Genomic DNA, 25,792 nt, shown 5'->3' on the forward strand with positions numbered 1-25,792 from the left:
TGAAGGAAAAATAAATGGATAGCAGTCTAAAAAATATCACAATTTTTGCGCTTTTTGATAGAGGCATCAACACAGGTAAATGGGTATGGCAATAAATGTTTTTAATTTTTTGGTAGCGGAACTTGCCCTACCAGCAGAAAGTATACAAGCGGTCATTAAGCTGTTAACTGAAGGGAATACTATTCCTTTTATTTCTAGATATAGAAAAGAGGTAACTGGAAATTTAGATGAAGTGCAAATTCGAGCTATTCAAGAGCGATACAATTATTTACTCGAACTGGAAGAGCGAAAAAAATCCATAATAGAATCTGTAGAGCTACAAGGCAAGATGACAGATTCTTTAAAAATTCAGATTCAGAATTGTTTTTCTAAAGCTATCTTGGAAGACCTTTATTTACCTTATAAGCTTAAAAAACGTACTAAAGCTGCTTTAGCTAAAGAAAAAGGTTTAGAGCCTTTTGCTTTACGTATCATGGAGCAACCTATAGCAGGACATCCATTGGAGGAGGCTACGGCTTATATCGATGCTAAAAAAGGGGTAAGCAGTATTGAAGAGGTTTTAGCAGGCGCTTTGGATATTGTGGCCGATAGTATAGCAACAACTCCTAAAGTAAGAGCTTATGTACGCGAGTGCTTTGAAAACGAAGGTGTAGTTGTTTCTAGAGTTGTTGAAGGTAAAGAGAGCGCCGCCAGCAAGTATGAAGTTTATTATGCTTTTCAAGAAAAAGTTTCTAAAATTCCTTCCCATCGCTATTTAGCGATTCGTCGCGGCGAAAAAGAAGAAATATTAAATTTTCATATAGAAGTGCCTGAGGAAAATCTACAAAATACCATCAAATCTATCATAAAATATAACTCTCGGTCCCCTTTTGCCGAACTCTTAGAAAAGGGTGCGATACAAGCTTTTAAACGCTATCTCTTGCCGAGTGTAGAGACCGAAATTAAAGTACAGCTTAAAATGCAATCAGATCGCACTGCCATAGAGGTTTTTGCCGAAAATTTGCGCCATCGATTATTAGATGCTCCCTTAGGCCCTCAAGTTGTGATTGGAATTGATCCGGGCTTTCGTACAGGATGTAAATGCGTAGTGATTGATAAGACTGGCAAATTTATTGATTATAAGACCATTTATCCTTTTCAATCTACGACCGCTAAGGAACAAGCACGAGAAATTCTCCTGCAAATGATTAACACTTATCCACCTTATGCGATAGGTGTAGGAAATGGTACGGCAGGTCGAGAAACAGAAGCTTTTGTACAAGAGGTGCTTACCAAAGGCAATTTATCGAAAATTATCTTGCTTGCAGTGAATGAGGCAGGCGCTAGTGTATACAGCGCCTCTGATATCGCACGAGAAGAATTTCCTGAGCTTGATGTAACTATACGGGGGGCTATTTCTATAGCAAGAAGGCTGCAAGACCCTCTTGCTGAGCTAGTCAAAGTTGATCCTCAAGCTATCGGTGTAGGGCAGTATCAGCATGATGTAAATCAACCCTTGCTTAAAGATAAATTGCACGAAGTTGTAGAAAGTTGTGTAAACCATGTGGGAGTAGAGCTAAATACCGCTAGTGCAGCCTTATTAAGTTATGTGGCTGGCATTGGACCCCAAATGGCTTTGAAAATTGTCAAACATCGCGAAGCACAAGGGCCCTTTAAAGGACGTAAAGACCTCAAAAACGTTCCTGGATTTGGGGCTCGTACTTTTGAGCAGTCTGCTGGTTTTTTGCGTGTTCGAGCAGGAGAGCATCCTTTAGATGGTTCAGCTGTGCACCCTGAGCGTTATGAAGTAGTAGAGCATATTGCCAAAGATATAGGTGTGCCCTTAAATGCTTTAATAGGAAATGAAAACTATATTCATAAAATTGAGATCAAGCGTTATATTTCAGGATCTCTTGGGGAGCCTACGCTTAAAGATATCATAGCTGAGTTGCAGAAGCCCGGGCGTGATCCGCGCGAAACCTTTGAGAAATTGCAATTTCGTCATGATGTTAAAACTATTCAAGATCTTAAAAATGGCATGATTTTAGAAGGGATAGTCACGAATGTTGCTGCCTTTGGTGTGTTTATAGATATAGGTGTGCATCAGGATGGATTTATACATATTTCTGAGCTAGCTGATCGATATGTTAGAGATCCTTCAGAAGTAGTGCATGTTGGCAAGCGCCTTAAAGTTCGAGTATTAGCGGTTGAAGTGGACCGGAAGCGTATTTCTTTAACTGCTCGTACGGGAGAAGCTAATAGAACTAAAAAAGAAAAAGAACCTGTGAAGAAGGAAAAGAAAAGCTTTAGTTCCAATCCTTTCGCTAATCTATAAATTTAAGTTGTGGACGCTCGTTTATTAAGAAATTAAGAAGGTTTTGTCACTTATCCTAAAGCACCCCCCTTTATTAAAAGGGTTTGATTGCTAGCACCTGCGCTGGGCACTAAAATATGTAAAACGCAATTCTTGGATGATTAAATAAAAACTTAAGCGCTAGTGTAATTTAGTGGTTGTCCTCTTGATAAGAAGGGGTTAAATTTTTTTGCCTTTTTGCTGCTTACTTATAAGCATAACGCTGACTGAAGATGGGTGTAAACAAAAGTGTTGGCAATCTTTTTTAAGCAGCAGCTTTGTAGGAATTCCAGTAAGCTTCCCAATAACCATTTAATCTGCCTATTCTTAAGCTCAGCATCGCGTTAGCATTTTCTGTCTTCCACCAAGTTCCTGCTATTTTCAGCCTCTTTTGCACTACATGCCTATGACTACTCTCTATTTCGCCTGAACCAATTGGTAAGCCTTTATCTAAAGCGCTTTTATAATTCATCATATTCAGTAATGCTCCTTCATCTTTTCTCCTACTTTTCCAAAAGCAATATCTGCTCCAAAGTCGGTTATTGCTCGCTCTAATGGTAAGGAATACCCTCTGCATCTAACCTTGGAAGAAAAGGAAAAGGGTCTAATCAATTTTCCTGCTTGTAGGAAGCATCTCTCTTCCATACCTACTATCCCAAAAGTTGTATGCCAACTTAGTTTTTTTTGGAATGCTGTCTTAATTTCATTTCCTGAGCCTTGGCTTCTTGTTCATTTGCTTGTTGCTTTGCCCAATCCTCAAGGCATTTTTTCCCTAAACCCCTAACTTCGGGAATAAGAGCAAATTCAGCATCATCCGCCACTTCAATCCCTTTAACTCCTTCGGTAATATCTAATAAATCTTTAATGGATTCTAATAGATCGGGATGCTCCTTTAAGCGATTAAATACTTTATTAACTTCTTCTTCGTTAAGCATATGCAACCTCCTTTTGCTACGCTTTCAGTATGTATTAATCCTTCCTTATCTTGCCAACACTTTTAATTACACCCACTGAAGATCTTTTTGATTAGCTAAACTACCTTAAAGAATTTGTTGTGGCAGAGGTAGAGGCTAAATTAAAAGATAGTCTTTTTTATCTGAGTGGGTAAAGCTTCTTGTGCATTTTGCTCTGAATCCTGCTTCTACCCATCTTCTTGCGATTTTCTCCTTCATCCTTTAATCCTAATTGATTAAGATACATTTAAAATTTATAATTAGGATATTATGATTCTATCTTTCTTATATGACTCCATGTTGTGTCTCTTAGCCCTACTTTCCCTACCTAAAGTGTGCTATGATTATTTCATCAAAAAAAAGTACCAACAAAGCTTAGCAAGAAGATTGGGATTTAATTTTCCCTTAATAACAAAAGGGGAGCGTAAGTTGGTATGGGTCCATGCTGTCTCGGTAGGTGAAGCTAAGGCCGCTACCTCACTGGTTAAAACCCTGAGGACGCAGCTTCATGATCCTGTTATTGTCATTTCAAGTGTCACTGAGGCAGGACATGCTGAAGCTAAGCGAAGTATTCCTCAAGCCGATTATCATGTCTATTTGCCGGTTGATCTTGTTTTTATTATCCGTCCTATTATGAAAAGAGCTGCTCCTGATTTGGTCATCTTAGTGGAAACAGATTTTTGGTATAATTTTCTTAAAGCTGCTAAAGGCTTAGGATCTTTAATTGTGGTAGTCAATGGTAAAATCTCCGAACGTTCTTTTCATCGTTTTTTGAAAATTCCTTATTTCACTCATAAGCTCTTTTCGTTTGTCGAGTTATTTTGTCTGCAAAGCAAGCATTACTACGAACGTTTTAAAGCTCTTGGCGTAGATCCGCATAAAATGCAGATTACAGGTAATTTGAAATTTGATGATGAATATCCTCGTTTCACAGCTGAGCAACATGCCGCTTGGAAAAAACAATTTCAAATTGAGGAGAAAAATCAAATCGTCGTGTTAGGTTCCTCGCATGAACCAGAAGAAAAGATGATATTGGAACAGATGAAAATAGTGTGGGAAGAACTGCCTCATGTAAAGTTGATCATCGTACCACGACATCCCGAGCGATTTAACGAGGTGGCTAGGCTTTTGGAGAAAGAGTTTATCCCTTACGTGCGTTTTAGCCAGATCGATCAATCTGTTAATAATGCTAAAGTCATCTTGATCGATGCGATGGGATTATTGCGCAAATGCTATCAACTTGCTGATTTAGCTATTGTGGCAGGGAGCTATACTGCAAGGGTAGGTGGGCATAATATCTTAGAGCCTTCTTGGTATGGCGTTCCCGTCATTTATGGACCTTATATGCATTCACAACCTGAGCTGGTAGAATTAATGGAGGATTATAAAGCGGGCCGTCAAGTAGACATTAATCATCTCAGCGACGAAATGATGGTACTACTAAAGGATTCTCAATTAAGGAAATCTATAGGAGCCAATGGTGTACGTATGTTTAAAGATATCAAAGGGGCTACTCAAAAAACCTGGAATTTTATTGAGCCTCTTATCAAAAAAGATGCCTTCTGAAAGCTTAAGAAAGGCTTTTCCATTATTTGTGCAATTTATTTGCTAAAGCCTTGCTTTAAAATAGCGATTTTGTTAAGCTTTCTATTTATTCAATGACGCGGGGTGGAGCAGGGGTTAGCTCGTTGGGCTCATAACCCAAAGGTCGGAGGTTCGAATCCTTCCCCCGCTATTTCATGGCGGTATAGCTCAGTCGGTAGAGCAACGGAATCATAATCCGTGTGTCGTCGGTTCAAATCCGGCTGCCGCTACATCATTTACATCTACCCCTCAGACTTTCTAAATTATATTATTCTTATTTAATTATACAGGCATGCAGCTCTAGCATAAGGCTTGGCTTATTTCCTCTATAAACCTCTCTTTTTCAAATTCTCTGACTTTTATAGAACGTACGAAACCAAATCAAGCTATCCTCCTTACCTATAAGCAATTTTAGGTAGCTAAGATACTATATAGGTCATTATAAAAGTATTTACGAAATAATACTTTTTAAAGAAACTACGTCTGCATAGCCAAAAAAATTAAACTTTTTCCAAGCTGGCTCTCTCTGTAAAGACAAGCTTTTTATTAAGTGTATGACTACATAAAGAGTGGCTCTAAAGGGTATTATTACAGTTTCCACAGAGGTCTAATGTAATCTGAATCCATAAAAGTACCAAAGGTTTTTTATCTTTATATTTAAAAACTAAGAATTTATTTCTATTATTATCTTGCATGTTTGGTGTTTTCTTTTGTATCTTTCTATTAAGCAGGGACTTAAGAATTTAGACAAATCTTAACCAAGGCTATAACATGCATACTAACGTTTCTATTGCTTTTGCGCACTTGCCTAATGAGGTGCTAACCTCTATTTTAGAATATTGCGCCACACCTTCCTTATCTAGTGTGTGTGGAAAATGGCAACACCTTTTAACTAGTGAGGTAATGCCCTCTATTTATAAGCAAATAGTTAAAGTTCACTTTCCTCAAGGAAATGTTAACGAGCATGCTCTTATCTTAGATAAAATTTATAAGTTAGAAGATGGACTTTTTCCCCTACAAAAAGTAAAGGCAATTTTTAAGCAAATCTTTACTCTAGCTAGCGCTCTTTCTCCTTTAGAATTTAAAGATAGCCTTGAGAAAATCAGATATTTCACATCAGCTAATTATCTCTCTTATCTGTTAAATATTAATCGTCTCCTATTATGGAAAGAATTACCTGGTGGAAAAGAATACTTAGAGCAAGAAGAAATCAAGAGTTTGCCCTTAGAAAAAAAAGGAGAGTCTTTTAAGGAGTGGATTGAAAGGTATGGAAAAGATCTTGAGATGATAGATTTACAAGAAATAAGCTTGACCTTTTTACCTCAAGAGATAGGGCAGCTTTCTTCTTTAAGATGGCTTCGGCTAGGTAACAACCAACTCACCGCTCTTTCAGCAGAGATAGGGCAGCTTTCTCAGCTTGAAAGTCTTTATTTAGATCACAACCAACTCACCGCTCTTCCAGCAGAGATAGGGCAGCTTTCTCAGCTGCAACAGCTTGACTTAGCCGACAACCAGCTAAAAACTCTTCCAGCAGAGATAGGGCAGCTTTCTCAGCTTAAAAGTCTTTATTTAGATCACAACCAGCTTACCGTTCTTCCAGCAGAGATAGGGCGGCTTTCTCAGCTAGAAATACTTAACTTAGATCACAACCAACTCACCTCTATTCCAGCAGAGATAAGGCAGCTTTCTCAGCTAGAAATACTTAACTTAAACAATAACCAACTTACCACTATTCATGCAGTGATCGGGCAGCTTTCCCAGCTGCAAACGCTTTACTTAGGGCACAACCAACTAACCTTCCTTCCTGCGGAGATAGGGCGGCTTTATCGGCTACAAACGCTTAACTTAGATTACAACCAACTCACCACTCTTCCTGCAGAAATTGGACAATTGTCTCAGCTGTGGAATCTTTACTTAAACCAAAACCAACTCACCAACCTTCCTGCAGAGATAAGACAGCTTTCTCAGCTACAAAGGCTTAGCTTAGATAACAACCAGCTCACCACTCTTTCTTCAGAAATAGGACAGCTATATCAGCTGCTGCATCTTTTCTTAAGCGTTAACCAACTAACATCTATTCCTGCGGAGATAGGGCGGCTTTATCGGCTACAAACGCTTAACTTAGATTACAACCAACTCACCACTCTTCCTGCAGAGATAAGGCAGCTTTCTCAGCTACAAAGGCTTAGCTTAGAGCACAACCAGCTTACCACTCTTCCAGCAGAGATAGGACAGCTTTCTTACTTAAGATGGCTTTTGCTAGGCAACAACCAACTTACCTCTCTTCCAGCAGAGATAGGGCAGCTTTCTCAGCTGCAACAGCTTGACTTAACCGGCAACCAGCTTACCGTTATTCCAGCACAGATAGGACAGCTTTCTCTGCTGCGAATGCTTAACTTAGAGCACAACCAGCTCACCTCTCTTCCAGCAGAGATAGGGCAGCTTTCTCAGCTGCAAGAGCTTGGCTTAGCCGACAACCAGCTTACCGCTCTTCCAACAGAGATAGGGCAGCTTTCTCAGCTGCAAGAGCTTGGCTTAGCCGACAACCAGCTTACCGCTCTTCCAACAGAGATAGGGCAGCTTTCTCAGCTGCTACAGCTTGACTTAACCGACAACCAGCTTACCGCTCTTCCAGCACAGATAGGGCGGCTTCCTCGGCTGCAAACGCTTAACTTAGAGCACAACCAACTCACCTCTATTCCAGTAGAGATAGGGCGGCTTTCTCAGCTAGAAATACTTAACTTAGAGCACAACCAACTCACCTCTATTCCAGTAGAGATAGGGCGGCTTTCTCAGCTAGAAATACTTAACTTAGATCACAACCAACTCACCTCTATTCCAGCAGAGATAAGGCAGCTTTCTCAGCTGCAACAGCTTGACCTAGCCGGCAACCAGCTCACCCCTTTCGTGCAGAGATAGACTTATTAACTGATCAATTAACTCTTGAGGTGATGAGAAATACGCTGAAAATCATTCTATCTTATAGTTGCTCAAATTTTATCTTTCTAGGAGATGCGTATAATTAAATGACACGGTATATTCACACGATTTAAGAAAAAAAGCTTTGAATTATATAGAGAATGGCGGCCCAATAGCCACAGCTAGTGAAGTGTTTGATGTAACAGCTCGCATGTTAACAAATTGGAGTAAGCGGAAAAAACCAGGTTGTTTAGCTCCTAAAAAAAGACGGCAGAGCCCCAGTAAAATTGATAGTGAAAAGCTAAAATTGTATATAAAGCAAACTCCTGATGCATCCCTTAGAGAAATAGCTGAGGAACTTTGGCATTTTGACACTTTTTATTGATTTAAGCCGCTCACTTCAACTTTCGTCCTATCACTTTTAATGAGCGACGGGGCTTCAAGCTTCGCGACTTATAAATCCTGTTGCCTTTATTTTTATCACCCGTATCAGATTAAGTCCTATCTATTACAATCTAGCTGCTATAAAGCTTTCTCTAGCAAATGAACGGCCTGCTAGAGCGCCATAAATCTTTTCTCCTATAAGTAATCTTGCATGTTGGTGCTGTACATAGGCATTTATCTCGCTTTCATCTATGTAAATTCTATTTTCTTCCGGAATATTTTCTAGCTTTTGTCTAAACTCCTCTCGTTTATTCTGATCTCTTTCCTTGTAGAAGGGTGTCTTCTTTTTAAAGTGATTTTCACTCTTTTACAGACATAAAAAACTGCAGTTATCGTCACTCCGAATGCCTCAGTTATTTCTCTAAGGGATGCATCAGGAGTTTGCTTTATATACAATTTTAGCTTTTCACTATCAATTTTACTGGGGCTCTGCCGTCTTTTTTTAGAAGCTAAACAACCTGGTTTTTTCCGCTTACTCCAATTTGTTAACATGCGAGCTGTTACATCAAACACTTCACTAGCTGTGGCTATTGGGCCGCCATTCTCTATATAATTCAAAGCTTTTTTTCTTAAATCGTGTGAATATACCCTGTCATTTAATTATACACATATCCTTAAAAAAAATAAAATTTAAATGATTATATTTACCACTATAGTACTAAGAAGCTATGAAATAAAATTTTATGCTTTAATTAGGATGAGGAGAGGCAAAAGGTAAGGGCTTACATACCCTCACCTTTTTATTCAATTAACACTAAAAAAGCTTTCTATCTATGCCTTTTAAAAAAGCTAACACCATACATTTAGAAGCCTTGTTGAAAGATCCCTGGAACGGTCCTTGGAGAATCGTGGTCATTTATAAAGCTATCTTATTTATCCAGAAGCTTTTAAAAATTATTGTTAAAAATTTTCCTAGCTTTAAAAAAGGGTTGCTCTAAATTACTATTGTTAAAAGCTATATCTATCTGAACCCTTTTTGCCTAGATGTTATGGGAGCTTATTTTTTCAGGTAGCATCTCACCAATCTAAAATAACTTTTCCGGATTGGCCTGACATCATCACCTCAAAACCCTTTTCAAATTCGTCAATAGGGTAGTGGTGAGTAATGAGCGGTTCTATTTCAAGGCCGCTCTCCAATAAATTAACCATTTTAAACCAGCTAGAAAAAATTTCTCTTCCATAAATGCCTTTGATGGTCAGCATTTTAAAGATAACAAGGTCCCAGTCAATCAAGCATTCGGCAGGTAAAATACCTAGCAAAGCAATCTTTCCACCATGATGAGCATTTTCCAAAAGTGTTTTTAAACCATCAGGGTGCCCGGACATTTCCATACCCACCGTAAAGCCATTCTGAATACCTAGCTTTTCCATCATCTCTTTTAAAGAAGTATTAGCCACATTGACTGTTGTTTGCGCACCTAGCTTTTTGGCGAGCTTTAAACGATATTCATTCACATCCGTAATGACTACTTGGTGAGCTCCAGCTTTCGCGGCGATGGCAGCTGCCATAATACCTATAGGCCCGGCACCAGTAATAAGAACATCTTCGCCGGTAAGATCAAAAGTAAGTGCAGTATGGACTGCATTTCCATAAGGATCGAAAATTGAGGCTACATTATCTTTAATAGAAGAAGGAAGGGGAAAAACATTCTCGGCGGGAATATTAAAGTATTCAGCAAAACAGCCATGGCGATGAACGCCTACCCCTAAAGTGTTTATACATAAATGCTTTTGACCTTTAAGGCAGGAAATGCAGCTGCTACAGGTAATGTGTCCCTCTCCGCTCACCCGATCACCTACTTTAAGGCCTTTAACATTCTTACCTATCGCTGCGATTTCTCCCATGTACTCATGTCCGACTACCATAGGTACAGGAATTGTCTTCTGCGCCCAGGCGTCCCATTTATAAATATGAATATCCGTACCGCAAATGGAAGTTTTATGTGTTTTAATTAATACCTCATCCTCTTTAATGGTCGGGATGGGCACATCTTCCATCCATAGACCTTCTTTACGGTAACTCTTAACTAAAGCTTTCATGATGACCTTACATATATGAATTTAAAAGACAGAGATGTTAGATGATTTTAAATTCTTTGCCAACATTTTCAAATGCTTGTATGGCCATATCTAATTCTTCTTTATGGTGAGCTGCTGACATTTGCGTACGTATACGTGCTTGGCCTTGCGGGACCACGGGATAGCAAAACCCTATAACATATACGCCCTGCTCTAACATACGAGCAGCCATTTGCTGAGCTAAAACTGCATCGCCTATCATGACAGGAATAATAGGATGTTCACCAGGTAAGAGCTTAAATCCTAACTTTGTCATTTTTTCGCGGAAATAGAGGCTATTCTCTTTTAATTTTCTCCTTAAGTTTTGGCCATTTTCTACGATTTCTAGGCATTTTATAGAAGCATAAGCAATTGCAGGTGCTAGGGTATTAGAAAAAAGATAAGGTCGTGACCGCTGCCTTAACCATTCAATAATTTCTTTGCGTCCTGAAGTGTAGCCTCCCGAAGCACCCCCTAAAGCTTTTCCCAAAGTACCGGTAATAATATCTACCCGTCCGATAACTTCGCAATGTTCTGGTGTGCCGCCTCCTTTCTCCCCTAAGAAACCTACAGCATGCGAATCATCTACCATAACAATAGCATTATATTGGTCTGCTAGATCGCAAATTGCTTTTAAGTTAGCAATGCTGCCATCCATAGAAAATACACCATCGGTAGCAATCATTTTAAATCGACACTCTTTAGCCTCTATTAATTGTCTTTCTAGATCTTCTATATCATTGTTTTGATAGCGTAAACGTTTGGCTTTACAAAGCCTTATTCCATCGATAATGCTAGCATGATTTAAAGCATCGCTAATAACAGCATCTTCACTACCTAAAAGAGTTTCAAAAAGGCCTCCATTGGCATCAAAACATGAAGAATAAAGAATGGTGTCTTCGGTTTTCAAAAAATGGGAAATTTTATTTTCCAGCGCACGATGTACGCTTTGCGTGCCACAAATAAAACGTACCGAAGACAAACCATATCCATATTTATCATAGCTTTCTTGAGCGGCCTTAATGATTTGTTGATTATTAGCTAGGCCAAGGTAGTTATTGGCACAAAGATTTAGCACTTTATTCCCATCAGCTAGGGTAATGGTAGCTTGCTGAGGAGAAATAATTTCAGATTCTTTTTTGTAGAGACCCGTGTTTTTAAGTTGTTCAATTTGCTGTTTGAGATTTTTTAGAAAAGATTTATTCATAAAGTACTCCGTTTTTAACAGAATAACATTTCTATATATCTACTGACAAGCAGATCGTAGAAGTGGAAATATAAAGAGGGTTGGTAGATTAAAAAGAGGCGAGGCTGGCAGGAATATACTTAACTTGAGTCAAAAGCTTAAAAATTTACTTTCCTTAACTCTTGTGGAAAAGATCGTTTTATTAATAAGCTAATTTTTTGATGCTTACCTTTATAGTAAACGGTCACGGGGTGGGCCCAGCTTTAGAGGTAATTCTGCGGATATCTGCAAAGCTAAAAATGCTTGCAAATAGCTGTTTTTTCTATTTGCTGTACTTTATAATTTCCATTAAATTCTGATTATCAAGAGAGTAAGCAGTTCTACTTCCCTTGAGCGCTTATCATTTATAGCTCTTCTTCTTAAAAAACTTTTTCATATCAAAGCTTTTAATTCGCCTCATGGGTACTTTTAAATATAATATTTTTAAAATAAGCAAAATTAGCCATAGATAAAAAAAATTTCAAATTACTCCTATCAAAGCCTATCAGCAGAACTCAAGATACTTATGCTTTGGAGCCTTAAAGGGTTTAGCTAGATAAAAGTTGGCTTTCCAAGGCATATAATTTCTCTGCATTAGAAAGCCCTTGAATATCTAGTTTAGAGGCGGAGCTTGTGGGAAGTCGACTTGAGTGCCGATAATATTATTAAAGTAATTGGTAAACATGTTAACAGCAATATTAAGCACAATTTCTATAAGTTCCTGATCGGAAATACCTTCATTTTTTAAGGCGACAACATCTTCTTCGGAAACCTTACCTCTTTTTTCTACTACTATTTTAACAAATTTAAGGATGGCTTTTGTTTTAGGTTCTTGAGCCTCTCCCTTGCGCGCTAGCAATATCTCTTGCTCAGCAAGACCGTGCGCTTTAGCAGAAAGAGTATGTGCAGATACGCAATACTCACATTGATTAGCTTGGCCAATAGTTAAAGCTATCTCTTCTCTAACTTTTGCAGATAAATGAGTCTGGGCTGCAGCTTCGCTTAAAGCTAGAAAAGCTTTTAAGGTTAAAGGGGAGTTGCCCATATTCTGGAAAATATTAATCACTCTACCCATCTTTTTTTGTAGGGCTTCATATAATGGTTTAAGCTCAGGTCCAGCTTTTTCAGGAAGAACAGGGGTGACGCGTAACATAGCTTTTACTCCTAGGTAACTGTTAAAATAAAGAATTAACGAAACTCAAGGTTTAACACAAGATTTTTTTACTCCTTATAATGCTAATGAGACATTAGCAGCTAGACGCTAGAAGCTTTTGTTAGTTTTGGTTAGCAAAATGGCTATTATAAGTTTGCTTTTAACAAAACATGGGTAACAATTAACCGGTAGAGCTTTTATTTAAATAACTTTTAGTCTTAGGAGCTCGTCATGCACATACTGGTGCTCTTGACAGATGATTGCATCCATACCCATCTTCTGAGCAGCTGCAACATTTGCTAAAGAATCATCAATAAATAGGCACTCCTCTGGCTTTAGAAAATATTTATCCAGGAGAGTTTGATAAATTTTTTTTTGTGGCTTAAGAGTATGGATTTCGTAAGAGAAGACGGCGCCATCAAAGCTATCTAAAAGGCTTTTGTATATAGATATCTTCTTAAAAAACTCCCCTGAAATGTTAGATAGAATGAAAGTTTGCTTTTTTTGGGCTTGAACTTGTTTTAAAAGGCTAATTCCTTTTTCTAGAGGCACTAGCTTTTCTAAAGAAAGGCTAACGAAACGCTCAATATAGTGACGGGGGTAGCAAGTGCTAAGCTGTTGCATAGCTTCCTCTAAAGAAAGGGTTCCTGCGTCTAAATCACTCCACGTTGAGGTGTAAACAATTTTCTCAATATGAAGAGGAAAATCAGGATCTTTTTCTTTAAGAAGGCGTGAAACTTCTTTAGGATTCCAATAAAAAAGCACTCCTCCTAAATCAAAAATAACTTGTTTATAAAGGCTGGATTTCATTAAAAATCTCCCTCTTTTGGCAAGTGGGGCAAAGATGAGTTCCTCGTTGAGCTACCACCATTTTAATGATAAGTGTGCCACATCTTGAGCAGCCTAATCCCTGCTGACGAAAAACATTTAAATGATGCTGATGGCCGCCTCTTTTTCCACTAACACTATAGTAGTTACCTATTCCTACACCTAAACTTGTCCCTTTGTTTTTAATCCCTTTGTTTAGCACATTTTGAATGGCTCGGTGTAACGCTTTTATCTCCTTTTTAGTTAAAGAATTAGTCAATCGTTGGGGATTTATTTTAGCTTCCCATAAAGCTTCGTCAACATATATATTTCCTAGCCCTACAATATGCTTTTGATTAAGAAGAAAGGGTTTAATTTGAGAAGCATACTTTTGCAGCATAGAAGTTAATGCTGAGCAGGTAAAGTTAGAGGAGAGAGGTTCTAACCCAAGCCTGCTTAATTTTTCCAGGGGATCAATATACAGAGACCACCGACCAAATTTTCTGGGGTCTTCATAACGTAGGATGGTTCCATCCGTAAAGACTATACGTATATGTTCATGCTTTTTAATAGGTAGCGGGCTGGCGAGCCATTCGAATTTACCAGTCATGCGCAGGTGTACGAACAAAGTACTTTGCGACAAAGTAAATACCAAATACTTTCCACGTCTCTCTAAATGATTAATAGACTGCCCTTGGATTTGATGTATAAATACCTTATCATCCGAGGTATCAATTATTTTAGGCCACTGCACATAGACAGTTGCAATTTGTTTACCGACTAAGCCAGTCGCGATAAGTTCTCGTACGATAGTTTCTACTTCTGGAAGCTCAGGCATATTTAAGCTATAAGCTAGAATGATATGGATAAAAATTGAGTATATTAGATGGCTAAATAGTCTGGCAAATCTTTTTTTATTGCAGCTGAGTATTTACGGGCAAGCAAGCTAAATAGCAGGATTAGGTTTAAGAATTTTTAAAAGCTCTAGAAGAGGAAGGAAGCTTTTAGCATTTATAAAGGAAGAATAGGCATAAAATCAAATTTTTAAGGGTTACTCGATCAGCAATCATATTACTTTTTGCCAGATAAGCAAATGGAAAGGTAAAAAACAAAGGCGTTTTCTTAAACTTTTTTAACTCGGCTGGGGTAAATTATTTTTTAAAAATAGTTTAATAAAACTGGACAAAGTTTTTTTATTTATATTTTAGGCTGACCTAGCACATGGGGCTAGCATGAAGGCAAAATTCTTTAAATTCTTTTTAAAATCCACCTTTATAATTTTTATTGCTTTAATGCGGCTCAATATAGAAGCAGCACGGCTTTATCACTCATTGGTAGGAATGTGAATAGCAAGGGCTAAGAGTGAAAATCCAAACAAAGTCATATTAATTCCTACCAATGGCCCAATTATCCATAGAGAAGTCTCAGGCCAACCTGAGAGAATAATGCCTGCCATCAAAAGGGCAATAATTCCGCTAGAAAGTAACCACCCCCAATTGGGTGTGCCTTTTATTTCAAGGCTAATCCTTATTTTAGTGATGCCTTCAGCCAAAAAAAAGATGGTAGTTAATAGAGTAAGGGTTTGTATACCTGCCATAGGATAGATAAGCATGAAAGCACCCACTAACATCGAGATAATTGCGCTGGCTAACGATAAAGCTCCCCCCGGTTCATGTATAGTTTTAAAAGATTTATAAAGCTGAGCACTCCCTCCTAAAAGGATAATTCCCCCTACCATCAATTCAATGCTTAAGGTTGCTATGAAAGGGGCCGTAATAGCTATTGTTCCTAAAATAATTAACCAAATGCTTTCCACAATAAAAGCTATGCGATACTTTTGTAAAATATTCATGGGAAAAAACCTCCTTATCTATCAACATGATAGAAACATTATGGTTATCTTTTAAGATTAATATATAAACGGATAATAAGTAAAATATATTCAATATGTTTAAAAATAATTCAAGTCACATCTATCTGCCTATTAAAGTCGTTTTAAAAGCCAAAAAGAGCGAGATTACAGGCTGGGAAAATGATCGCCTCAGAATACGTCTTTCCGCTATCCCTGAAAAAGGGCTAGCGAACGATGAGCTGCTTAGGCTTCTTTCCATAACTTTAGGCATCCCTAAAACTTCATTGCAAATTGTGCAAGGAAAAACCGCGCGCCTAAAAATCGTTCGTATTGAAGGGCTTTCCTCTCAAATGCTTCATCATATTTTAATGTTTAAATAATATTTTGCTCTAGCAAGATATGCATTTACTTGGTAATTTTTCACCATTTTTCCTTATCAGCACTTATGTTACTTTCATCTATAAAATTGGTAAGAATGGAGGAATATTTCTAAATTCTAATATTAGCTTGATTTCTTTTGTTTCAGCGCAGCTTGCTTCTCGCAGGACTTATAGCTTTTTTATTAGTTAGATTATGCTCATGATAAAGCACTTAAGGTGTAATTTGTTTTCTCTACATACAAATTGGATAAAGAATAAAAAAATTATACTCAATCAATTAAGCCATATAGTGTATAGAGAACTAAACGTGGAGCTATGCTTGCTTACAGAATTTTTCTTAAGCCAGTACGGATAAGAAAGCATGCTTATATCATGGCAAATGAATTAAAGATGATAGGTTGGGCTCAATGGAGGCGTAATACTTATACAGCCCCTTATCAATTTTTAGCAGGAAACTGAAATGTTTGCCTTCTATATAGGGAGCTTTACGCGAGAATGGATAGGGGGAGAGGAGAGCTTAGTAAAGAAAGCACTTATGAGATTCTCAGCTCTCTTCTCCTGTAATTTGCTAGAACTATGGATTTGTTAAAGCTATTTATAGGCGTTAAGTTTTGCTAGCTTTTTATGCTTTCATCCTCTTTTAATCCCTTGAGGCTATGTAAACATGAAAATCATTTAAGCTTAGAGTATTTCTTATAGATTAATAATCCAAGAAGAGCAAACTTGGGGATTAAAAGTAGCGGGCCAGCTCCATCCATAAACTGAGCCAGAAAGAACATGGTTTTTAACGAGAACTTCGAGCGTAGATTCTTAGACTCTCTCGGCACATAAGCGTAGGGGGTGTTATAAGAATTTTTAAAGAAAATTCAAGTATACTTTCTTTTGCCTGGAAAAAAACGCTGCTTTTCTCTTTATAGTAAAGATGTTTCTTAAGCTTATTGAATTAAGCGCTTGCACAAAAAAAAGAGCATCTCTTGGAGATGAGAGGGAGGATGCTTGTGCTTTATAAAAACGAGGATTAAGGTTTAATTCTTTAAAGGATGTAAGAGTGAAGGTTAAAGACGAAATTCGGCATGATTGCTTAAAAATTAGCTAATAGCATCAACAAATTTACAGCCGCTAAAGCTAGCTAGAAATGTTGTAACAAGCTGCTTTGTGAGGAGACCTAAATTCTATAAGGATAATGACCTAGCTAGGGAAGGAAAAGTTAAAATTATTATCTCCTTTCATGAATGATAGCAGAGCTATAGCCTGCTAAGGAAGATAAAATTTTAAAGAAATTAAAGAATATAAAAAAGACTTAACAAAAAATTCACTTGTTTATTAGAGCAGATTATTTAGGAAGTTTACTAATAAATAATTTATAATTAACACCTTAAGCTGATATATGCAAAATTTTATAGAGTCAAATGCTACTTTTATAGCAGGGCAGTGGGTATTTATCAAATTGTTAGGCTTATGCTATTTCCTTGCTTTCTGGTCCTTGTTTATTCAAGTGAAAGGTTTATATGGCGCTAAAGGCATACTTCCTATGCAGGAGATTTTCAACGGGATGCGAAGGAGCAAAACGTATACGCACTACTTAAGAACACCTTCCATATTTTGGATAAATACGGAGGACAAAATGTTAAAGGGGGTGGCCTTAGTAGGAATAATAGGAGCAAGCTTAGTGCTTTGTGGGGTTGCTGTTAGCTGGATGCTCTTTATTCTTTGTTTATTATATTTATCTTATGTCTCTCCTTCACTTTATTTTTTGTCTTTTCAATGGGATGTTTTATTGATAGAAGTAGGGTTTGCCGGTTTCCTCTTATCTTTACAATCGCCTCCTTTACCTATTGCTGTATTCTTATTGTGGATTATTCTTTTTCGTATAATGTTTTCTTCAGGGATAGCAAAATTTCTATTAGGGAGCCAGGAATGGAGAAATCTATCTGCCATGCAATATCATTATGAAACACAGCCGCTTCCTAATAAAATAGCTTATTTCTTTCATCATCAACCCAAATGGTTTGCACAACTATCCACGCTTGCTGTCTTTTTATTTGAAATTATTTTACCTTTCTTTATTTTTACTCATCCAGAATTAAGGGCTTATACTTTTCTTATCCTTATGTTGTTCCAATCGATTCTCACCTTAACAGGTAATTTTACTTTTTTTAATGGGCTTACTATTGCTCTTAGTTTTGTACTTTTGGAAGATAATTATTTGCCCTGGTTGCAACCGTTCCTTCCGCTTTCTAATTCTCCAAGAGAACTATCTACTTCTCTTTTAGTCTCTATCTTGGCCATCTCTTTAATCGTGCTAAATTTTTTCCAACTCGTCCAGCTTTTTCGCTCTTTACCTTCCGTAGAGCGGGTTTTTGCAATAATAAGTCCATTTTATCTTGTCAATAAATATGGCCTGTTTTCACGTATAGCTACTCAGCGTTATGAAATTGAAGTGGAAGGAAGTGAGGATGGTAGGATATGGAAAACATATGAATTTAAATGGAAGCCTGGGGATCTTAAAATTCCTCCTCGCCAGGCAGCGCCTTATCAGCCGCGATTAGACTGGCAGCTTTGGTTTGCTGCTCATGGAGAAGTTAAACACAATCCCTGGTTTACACGTTTTATCTATCGGTTAATGGAGAATTCACCAGAAGTTGTAAAATTGATGAAAAATAATCCTTTTCCTGATAAGCCTCCTACATATATGCGGGCTAATCTCTATGAATACCATTTTACAACCTCTCAAGAGAAAAAAGAGTCAGGCAATTGGTGGAAGCGTAAGTATGTAGGCATTTATTTGCCTCCTGTGAGTAAAAGTTAAAATATAGGAAGGCTGCGTGGAATATACAAAAGAAAATAGCATAGGTAGTACTAACAAAAGAACTTTTAGCCACGATACATGCGTAAAAAATAGATTAGATAGACTAACTAATGTGGAAAAAATTTATGCCGTTGAAAAAAAATTGTTTGATCGGCTCTTAAATGCCTCTTCTACTACTCATAAAATGCTTTGAATATTTTAAAAAAGAAGATGTGGCTTACAAAGCCATGCTGGATGTAGATTAAGCTGTAAAAAGTATTAACAGCGTTAACAAGCCTCCCAAAGAATATGCTTAACGGGTCCTTTAAACAGAGATTTACTAAATCGATTAATTAACGAATAATCCTCCCTTAATGCACCATTTTTTCCAAGGCGGAGAACAAATAGGATTTTGCTGATATCTATAGATGAGCGTGCTCTATTGACAACAAAAAATAATACGCTTTTGAGATACTCCTTATGCAGCCCTGTACTTTATAAAAACCCCTCGAACTAAGTAGAGAGGCATGCTTCAGAGGGTGATTATGCAGACTAAGTTTTTTCAAAGCGTATAATAAAGCAATTTCTATTTCTAGCTCGCTAGATTTAAGGCCTCATCTATAGTTAAAATGAAGAAATCTAGTTACAGCAAAGTTTTTTATCATGCTTATTTATAGAGCTTCTAGCTCTCCATTTGATCCGCTAGAGATCATAATTGCAACTTTTTGTTGACAGCACGGTTTATAGACGTAATATATAAAACATTTGAAGACAATTTAATTGCCAAAGTGAATAGAAAAGAAAAAGAACTAGCTGTTGAAGCGCGCAATTAAAATTAAATCAGATTGCTTAAGAAGAAGCAAGAGGTTTAGCTTCTAAAGCATATCTACCTTTCATTACTTTGGTACGCATTAAAGGCAATATGTTAGGGGCCTTACTAAAGCTATCTAATAGACAGGTAGGCTATGCATCTGCATCTTGCCTGCCAATATCGCTAGGAAATTATTATAGGGGCTATGCACTGTAATTAGTTAATTGAAATATAAGCCATAGCTTTTGGAGCTTAGCTTTTAACAGACTTAAGTGTAAAGGAAAGATTTCGATGGAAAGAGTTGAGGAGAAAGAAGCTATCGTTCTTGAAGTGGAAGGATACAAGCTCTTTGGTGTTTTACACCTTCCTTTACAGGAAGAGAAAGTTCCTGGTGTTTTAATGTGTCATGGCTTAGCAGGGAATAAGATAGGACGTTTTCGGACCGCTGTCACTTTAGCTAAAGAATTAGCAAAGAGGGGAATAGCATCCCTTCGTATAGACTTTCGGGGTTGTGGGGATAGCGATGGAGATTTTTGCGAAGCGAGCGTGAAAGGATTGTTGAAAGATGCATGCACAAGTTTAAGCTATTTACAAAAGCATGTTCGTATTGATCCTTATCGTCTAGGTGTTCTGGGCCGCTCTTTCGGCGCGGCTATAGCTCTCATGGCAGCGCACTCGCATAAAAACATTAAAAGCCTTGCTTTATGGGCTCCTCTATATAACACCGAACAGTGGCAAGAGGCCTGGCGCATTTTCCATGATGTTCATACACCTGCAAAGGTGCGTGAGCAATTGCTAAGCATTGAGGGGCAGCAAGGTAGCCCCATATTTTTTGAGGAGTTTTTCAATGTTAATCTAGCATCTACCTTAGAGGCCTTAGCCGATGTGCCTTTGCTGCATATCCATGGACTAAAAGATAGCGTGGTTAAAATAGATCATGCAAGCCTATACGAAAATAAACGTTCAACTGCGCGAGCAACCTCTAAATTTATAAAAATACCAGAAGGGGACCATCATTTTACCCGTAAAAATGATCAAGAGTCAGTTATTGCTGAGACAGTCAATTGGTTTAAAGCCACCTTGTGAAGAAACAAATAGCAATCTATAGAGCAGGAGATTTTATGCCTAGCACCTTACAGAAAGTCCGCATGGAATATCAACCTTTGTTACCCCCTTTATTAGATGACCTCCATTCGCTTGCTCTTGTTTCTACAGGCAATTTAGTGGGGAAAGATTCAGCCCTAGTTAATCTCTTTCCTCATACTTACCAGCAACCTCCCTTAAAAGTCGTAAAGAGCCAAATTCAAAAACAATTTCCTATGCGTATAGGCTTTGTGTTTTCTGGAGGGCAAGCAGCCGGGGGGCATAATATTGCCTCTGGGTTATTCGATTCTTTAAAAAAATTACATGTCGATAGCCAGCTCTTTGGTTTTTTAGGGGGACCAGCAGGTATTATTAAAAATAAATATATAGAAATTAATGCAGAAATGTTAGCTTCTTATCGTAATCAAGGAGGCTTTAATTTAATTGGAGCAGGTAGAACAAAGATAGAAACTTCCGAGCAATTTTTAGCGGCTGCCCAAACTGTAAAAGAGTTAAAGCTTGATGGTTTGGTTATCGTGGGTGGTGATGACTCTAATACCAATGCAGCTTTGCTTGCAGAGTATTTTTTAAGCCAGGGAATGGCTACTAAAGTAATTGGGGTACCCAAGACAATTGATGGAGATCTAAAGAATGAATTTATTGAACTTTCTTTTGGATTTGATTCGGCCACTAAAACATATTCTGAATTTGTAGGAAATATTCTTATCGATGCTTTATCGGCAGAAAAATATACATTTTTTATCAAGCTTATGGGGCGAACAGCTTCCCATATTGTGCTGGAAGTGGCCCTGAACACCCACCCCAATTTGGCTCTTATTGGAGAAGAAGTTGAAGCGCAAGGATGGACTCTTCAAGATATTACTCACCTAATAGCGAACTTAATAATGGAACGGGCTAGAATAGGTAAAAACTATGGCGCCATATTGATTCCTGAAGGGCTTATTGAATTTATCCCCGAATGCAAGATCCTAATCAAAGAATTGAATGCACTTTTAAGCGCAGAGCAAACATATGCTAAAAAAATTGAAGCTTTAATACCTAATCAAGAAAAAATTAATTATATTAAATCTTTTCTTTCTTTAAAAGCCCAGCAAAGCTTACAAACTTTACCCGAAGATATTCAAATGCAGCTATTGTTGGATCGTGACCCTCATGGCAATGTACAAGTAACTAAAATTGATACCGAACGTCTTCTTATTGAAACTGTCCGCCAAGAGCTAACTAAACGCTTAGCCCAAGATTCTTTCGTGGTAAAATTTAATCCTCAGCCTCTCTTTTGTGGTTATGAAGGTCGCGCTTGCTTACCTTCTAATTTTGATAGCCAATATTGTTATACTTTAGGTCATCTAGCCACATTATTGATTCAGGCGGGGGCAACTGGCTATATGGCATGCATACAAAAATTGAATGAGCCTATAGAAAATTGGGAACTTTCTGGTGTGCCTCTTGTTTCTATGATTCACTTAGAAGAACGCCATGGCAAAGCTAAGCCGGTGATTAAAAAAGCATTAGTTGAGTTAACAAGCCCTATATTTAATTATTTTAAGCAAGAGAGAGTCAAATGGCGCTTAAATGATGATTATATTAGTCCTGGCCCTATGCAGTTTTTTGGCCCTGAGGAAATAACCCCTAGCAAGCCTTTTACTCTAATGAACCAAAAATAACAGATAGGCAAGCTTCATTGCTCTTATGTTTTTAAACAATCGCTTGTGTAAGCATCTTGAAGCCACTCCTTTTAATGGAGGGGGAGTGGACGGAAAAGTCTTTTCCTTTTGTTCACGCAATTAATAAATGGGCTTAAAAATTAAGGGGGACCTTCATTTATATCTTTCAAAAAGGCATATTTAATGTCTAAAATTCCTAGGTCTGATAGGCCTATTCCTCCTAAATTCTCGCTTTCTGCATAAGTATAAGACCCAAAAAGCAAAGGAGCGATAGGCATGGCGTTCATAAGAAGTCTTTCAGCTTTTTCTAAATATTTTCTACGTTGATCCTTATCATTCTCAATGGAAGAAAAAGTTAATAAACCCAAATATTTGGTATGTTCTTCCTGGCTAAAAGCGGGATTATAAACTTTAAAGCTTTCTAAAAAGCTTAGAGGATCACTAAACCTTGCATACCATGAATTTAGAGCAATTTGGTAATCTCCTTTATCAGTAGTTCGGGCGAAAACTTCAGGTTCTTGCTTTTGTAGTTGAATGGTAAAACCAAATGCATGATTCCACTGCTGCTGCACAGCTTGAGCAATTGCGCGTTGGGTGTCCGTATTAGCATAAGTTAAGGTAAGCTGGGGAAGAGAATCTTTATCCATTTTCATTTCTTGCAAAGCTTCTTGGAATAATTGCCAAGCTGCTGGAAGATCATTGTCTTGATAGTAGTTTATAGCTTCCCAATCTGCTAGGGGTGGAAGTATCCCAGTGGCAGGTGAGTTAGCTCCTTGGGTAGCTAGCGCAGCAATAACTTTTCTATTGAGGGCCATGTTAAAAGCTTTACGTATTTTGATATTGCTCAGAAAGGTATTTTTGGCATTGAATTGCAGCCCATGCATAATTGTTGCAGGCTTAATCTTTAATAATTCTTGGTGTTTTAAGGCTGGCATAGCCTGTGAGGGTAAATGGCTTAAAGGAGAGCCTACGTAATCTACCTTTCCTCTTTCAAACATTTTGTAAGCATGGTTTGCATTCATCCTCGAAAGGATAACCGCGTCAAGGGCAACTACTTTTGCATCCCAATAACAGGAATTTTTTGCGAGAATAATTTCTGCTGAAGATTTCCATTCTTTAACTTTAAAAGGGCCATTAGTTACTAGGGGATAATTTTCCTTTTTCTGCATGCATCTTATAGAAGAGTGAACGGGAAAATATAAATGGGTGGTTACTACCTTTAAAAAATAAGGAGTAGGATTTTCTAGCTGTATCCTTAGATGCTTAGCATCTAATGCTTGAATGCCTACTGCTTCTGCAGAGCCATTTCCTTCTTTAAATGCTCTTGCCCCTTTAATTATATAGAGTAAGTCAAGGTTTTTGCTTGGAAAAGAAGGGAGTAAAACACTCATCCATGATTGTTCAAAATCTTTTGCTGTTAATGGAGTACCGTCACTCCATTTTGTATCTTTGAGGGCAAAAGTATAAGTTTTTAAATCAGCAGATACTTCTACAGATAGAGCTAGCGCGGGGATAACCTTGCCTTGATGATCTATCTTCATCAAACCTTCATAAAGCATATGCAAAAGATTTCTAGTGATCAGGTTGGCTGGATAGCGTGGATCCATGCTGGAAGCAGACTCTTCGCAAGCTAATCTAAGGATAGCTTCTTGTTTTATAGGCACTTTTTCATTCTGGCAAGCTGTAAGTAAAAATATAAGGAGGGTGATTAAAGAAAAATTTTCCTTCATATGGATCGTCCTCTTCCTCCGTGACGGTATGTAAGATTTATTAAAATACAAGCCAAGCGCCTATTCTTTCTAGCAAGCTTAAAATTAAAGGTAAAAATCTTGTTTTTCAATTAATTAATTTATTTAAATCTATCTGCTTCTCATTCAAAGCTAATGAAATATTTTTAAAGGCGTAAAGTAGATTTAGCGAGCATTTCTTGCTGATAAGAATAGCAAAAATTTTTCCTTTCTTAATTTTTGTTGTAGCATTATGAGGGATCCGTTATAAAAAAAATTTAATTGTACAACAAGTGGATGGGATGGTCTATGTTTAAAAGTTTTCTAGTGGGTAGTATTATTGTAAGTTTAATAGGAGCTTTTACTTTGTATGGATATGGAAAAAATACTGTAGACCACATGTTTTTAGCTTCGAAAAATTCCTATAACGAAAATAGCAGTGTTTCCGAGCCTATCTTTGAAGGGTGGATAGATTATATACCAGCTTCCAAAAGCTTTATTTCAAAGTTTCCCACCTTACCCCAGCACGCTACCGATCGAGCCTTAGATAGTAAAACTAAAGAATCTAAGCAATATGAGATGTATGTCTCAGAGAATAATGATCATGTCTTTATGATTAGCGTGATATCCTTTTTAGACGTTAACAAAATACGAGATGGTGAAAAGGTTTTGAAAAAGGTTGTCGATGATATGGTGGTATCAAACCCAGGAAACAGATTAGAGAAGTTTCAGCAAGGAAGCCTAGAGGACATTAAAAATGTAGAATTTTTAATTACTAATGAGTCTTATACTATTAAGGGACATGCCTTTTTAGATAAAAATAAACTGTATGTTTTATCAGTATTGTCTAAATCGGTGGCGGAGCCTAGCGCAGAATTCGAATATTTCTTTAAATCCTTTAAAATAAATAATGACAACTCTTCTAATCTGTTGTCTTTTTCTATGAAAAACTAATATTTAAGGAAGTCTATGATAAAGATAGCTTATGCTTTTATTTTAGCGGTGTTGTTGAAAGCTAGTATGGTCTATGCAGATCTACCAAGCCTTTCTTCTGAAGTCAATCATCCTCCTTCGGCTATTTCTACTGCTCAAGCCTCTGAATCATTAAGAACTTCTCTTCTTTCTTTTAAAAAGCCTTTAAATCCTATTTTAAGTCAGGGCTTCCCTTTTACCTTGCCAGGGATCGTAAGCTGGAAAGACAATCAGTGGGTGGGAAGCGATAATTTATATAACTTAAAACCTAATATTCACATAATTTTAGAGCTAGTGAAGGGTGAAAATAAGAATTTTGACATTAATGAAGAAGAAGTTAAAGCGCATATTCAAGAAAAACTTGCCAAAATTGGGATTAGCTCAACACTCCTGCCTGAAGCTAACGAGCCTTTCTTACCTCTCTTTCATGTCCTAGTTTTAGTTGATTCTATCGACCAGTTCTATACTGCTAGCTGTTCATGTCGCTTATTTGAACCTGTTATTCTAAAGCGTGTCTCTTTGGAAAAAGGAATTATTTATCAAGCAATTACCTGGGAAAAGCAAGAGCTGATTACTTCACCAAAAAAAGATTTTTCCGATTTATTAACTAAAACCCTTAATGGTTTAACAGAAGCTTTTGTGAATAGATTTCTTTATTTTCAAAAATTAAAGTATAAAATTCAGTAGGCTGATAAAACTTTTATAAAAAAATCAGCTTGGCTAAAAATTATAATTTTACAAATCAGTAGACATTAATCTAAAGAAAGCTGATAATTTGAGTATCTGCAATTTAATGAGGCGAGCTAGTATCTAATAAGTATTTAAAGTCGTAAGAAAAATTATGAAACTAGAGAATTTTAAATCTTTTAATTTTCTCTGGGACTATGTTTGGGCTTCATTAGATGTCAAATTTTCAAGATTTCCCAACAGAGTTTACTTATAAGGTCTAAAGGCTCGTTTCAATTAGCCTTTATCTTATAAATCATTCTTTCCTAGCGCTTAAGAACTTCTTTTAGATC

The 25,792-nt window shown here is 37.3% G+C and carries 18 protein-coding genes, 2 tRNA genes and 3 pseudogenes; 13 read left to right on the forward strand and 10 right to left on the reverse strand.

Annotated elements, in window-relative coordinates; translation table 11 throughout:
• The first annotated feature begins 85 nt into the window (after positions 1-85).
• A complete protein-coding gene (locus NEOC65_RS05840; RefSeq protein ID WP_213150926.1) occupies positions 86-2,314 on the forward strand; it encodes a Tex family protein in 2,229 nt (742 codons plus the stop codon).
• Positions 2,315-2,597: 283 nt separating this feature from the next.
• Here NEOC65_RS05840 and NEOC65_RS05845 read toward each other — a convergent pair.
• Positions 2,598-2,801, reverse strand: a pseudogene (locus NEOC65_RS05845) (hypothetical protein); the annotation flags it as partial.
• 205 nt (positions 2,802-3,006) lie between these two features.
• A complete protein-coding gene (locus NEOC65_RS05850) occupies positions 3,007-3,267 on the reverse strand; it encodes a hypothetical protein (RefSeq protein WP_213156025.1) in 261 nt (86 codons plus the stop codon).
• Between the two features lie 315 nt (positions 3,268-3,582).
• On the opposite strand from NEOC65_RS05850, the gene NEOC65_RS05855 reads away from it, so the two are divergent.
• The 5 genes and pseudogenes from NEOC65_RS05855 to NEOC65_RS05875 all read left to right on the forward strand — a co-directional run.
• The gene (locus NEOC65_RS05855; RefSeq protein ID WP_283248276.1) at positions 3,583-4,851 is read left to right on the forward strand and encodes a 3-deoxy-D-manno-octulosonic acid transferase; all 1,269 of its coding nucleotides are present in this window, start codon (positions 3,583-3,585) and stop codon (positions 4,849-4,851) included.
• 96 nt (positions 4,852-4,947) lie between these two features.
• Positions 4,948-5,020, forward strand: a tRNA-Met gene (locus tag NEOC65_RS05860).
• A 6-nt stretch (positions 5,021-5,026) separates the two neighbouring features.
• Positions 5,027-5,099: transfer RNA gene (locus NEOC65_RS05865), tRNA-Met, on the forward strand.
• 541 nt (positions 5,100-5,640) lie between these two features.
• Complete coding sequence (locus NEOC65_RS05870; RefSeq protein ID WP_213156026.1) at positions 5,641-7,788, forward strand: leucine-rich repeat domain-containing protein; 2,148 nt, start codon at positions 5,641-5,643, stop codon at positions 7,786-7,788.
• Between the two features lie 127 nt (positions 7,789-7,915).
• Positions 7,916-8,173 (forward strand): annotated as a pseudogene (locus NEOC65_RS05875) (IS630 transposase-related protein); the annotation flags it as partial.
• A gap of 281 nt (positions 8,174-8,454) precedes the next feature.
• Here the strand turns inward: NEOC65_RS05875 and NEOC65_RS05880 are convergent.
• The 7 genes and pseudogenes from NEOC65_RS05880 to NEOC65_RS05910 all read right to left on the reverse strand — a co-directional run.
• Positions 8,455-8,805, reverse strand: a pseudogene (locus NEOC65_RS05880) (IS630 transposase-related protein); the annotation flags it as partial.
• Between the two features lie 444 nt (positions 8,806-9,249).
• Positions 9,250-10,272 carry an L-threonine 3-dehydrogenase gene (gene tdh, locus NEOC65_RS05885; RefSeq protein ID WP_166157406.1) on the reverse strand — a complete coding sequence of 341 codons (1,023 nt, stop codon included), beginning with the start codon at positions 10,270-10,272 and terminating at the stop codon, positions 9,250-9,252.
• Positions 10,273-10,309: 37 nt separating this feature from the next.
• Positions 10,310-11,497, reverse strand: coding sequence for a glycine C-acetyltransferase (locus NEOC65_RS05890; RefSeq protein ID WP_213150899.1), 1,188 nt, complete (start codon positions 11,495-11,497; stop codon positions 10,310-10,312).
• A gap of 631 nt (positions 11,498-12,128) precedes the next feature.
• Entirely contained in the window at positions 12,129-12,668 is a 540-nt protein-coding gene (locus NEOC65_RS05895; protein WP_166157412.1) for a carboxymuconolactone decarboxylase family protein, read from the reverse strand.
• Positions 12,669-12,869: 201 nt separating this feature from the next.
• On the reverse strand, positions 12,870-13,478 hold the full coding sequence (locus NEOC65_RS05900; protein WP_166157415.1) for an HAD family hydrolase: 609 nt from the start codon (positions 13,476-13,478) through the stop codon (positions 12,870-12,872).
• Positions 13,459-14,313, reverse strand: coding sequence for a DNA-formamidopyrimidine glycosylase (gene mutM / locus NEOC65_RS05905; protein WP_166157418.1), 855 nt, complete (start codon positions 14,311-14,313; stop codon positions 13,459-13,461). Before mutM ends, NEOC65_RS05900 begins: the two co-directional genes overlap by 20 nt.
• Before the next feature lie 486 nt (positions 14,314-14,799).
• Positions 14,800-15,327, reverse strand: a complete 528-nt coding sequence (locus NEOC65_RS05910) for an HdeD family acid-resistance protein (protein ID WP_213156027.1) — start codon at positions 15,325-15,327, stop codon at positions 14,800-14,802.
• A gap of 95 nt (positions 15,328-15,422) precedes the next feature.
• Here NEOC65_RS05910 and NEOC65_RS05915 point away from each other — a divergent pair, with 95 nt between their 5' ends.
• From NEOC65_RS05915 to NEOC65_RS05935, 5 genes are all read left to right on the forward strand, one after another.
• Entirely contained in the window at positions 15,423-15,707 is a 285-nt protein-coding gene (locus NEOC65_RS05915; protein ID WP_166157424.1) for a DUF167 domain-containing protein, read from the forward strand.
• Between the two features lie 1,387 nt (positions 15,708-17,094).
• The gene (locus tag NEOC65_RS05920) at positions 17,095-18,516 is read left to right on the forward strand and encodes a lipase maturation factor family protein (RefSeq protein WP_213156028.1); all 1,422 of its coding nucleotides are present in this window, start codon (positions 17,095-17,097) and stop codon (positions 18,514-18,516) included.
• 16 nt (positions 18,517-18,532) lie between these two features.
• The gene (locus NEOC65_RS05925; RefSeq protein ID WP_166157430.1) at positions 18,533-18,709 is read left to right on the forward strand and encodes a hypothetical protein; all 177 of its coding nucleotides are present in this window, start codon (positions 18,533-18,535) and stop codon (positions 18,707-18,709) included.
• A gap of 888 nt (positions 18,710-19,597) precedes the next feature.
• The gene (locus NEOC65_RS05930; protein WP_166157433.1) at positions 19,598-20,392 is read left to right on the forward strand and encodes an alpha/beta hydrolase family protein; all 795 of its coding nucleotides are present in this window, start codon (positions 19,598-19,600) and stop codon (positions 20,390-20,392) included.
• 35 nt (positions 20,393-20,427) lie between these two features.
• Positions 20,428-22,074: a diphosphate--fructose-6-phosphate 1-phosphotransferase gene (locus NEOC65_RS05935; RefSeq protein ID WP_166157437.1), complete on the forward strand. Its 1,647-nt coding sequence runs from the start codon at positions 20,428-20,430 to the stop codon at positions 22,072-22,074.
• 140 nt (positions 22,075-22,214) lie between these two features.
• Here NEOC65_RS05935 and NEOC65_RS05940 read toward each other — a convergent pair whose 3' ends face one another.
• The gene (locus NEOC65_RS05940) at positions 22,215-23,804 is read right to left on the reverse strand and encodes a peptide ABC transporter substrate-binding protein (protein ID WP_213150892.1); all 1,590 of its coding nucleotides are present in this window, start codon (positions 23,802-23,804) and stop codon (positions 22,215-22,217) included.
• A 306-nt stretch (positions 23,805-24,110) separates the two neighbouring features.
• Here NEOC65_RS05940 and NEOC65_RS05945 point away from each other — a divergent pair, with 306 nt between their 5' ends.
• Both NEOC65_RS05945 and NEOC65_RS05950 read left to right on the forward strand, forming a co-directional pair.
• Positions 24,111-24,755 (forward strand): DEAD/DEAH box helicase family protein, encoded by a 645-nt coding sequence (locus NEOC65_RS05945; protein ID WP_213156029.1) that lies wholly within the window; start codon positions 24,111-24,113, stop codon positions 24,753-24,755.
• 15 nt (positions 24,756-24,770) lie between these two features.
• A complete protein-coding gene (locus NEOC65_RS05950; RefSeq protein WP_166157446.1) occupies positions 24,771-25,460 on the forward strand; it encodes a hypothetical protein in 690 nt (229 codons plus the stop codon).
• Positions 25,461-25,792 lie beyond the last annotated feature (332 nt).

It is taken from the genome of Neochlamydia sp. AcF65 (assembly GCF_018342435.1).
Taxonomy (GTDB): domain Bacteria; phylum Chlamydiota; class Chlamydiia; order Chlamydiales; family Parachlamydiaceae; genus Neochlamydia.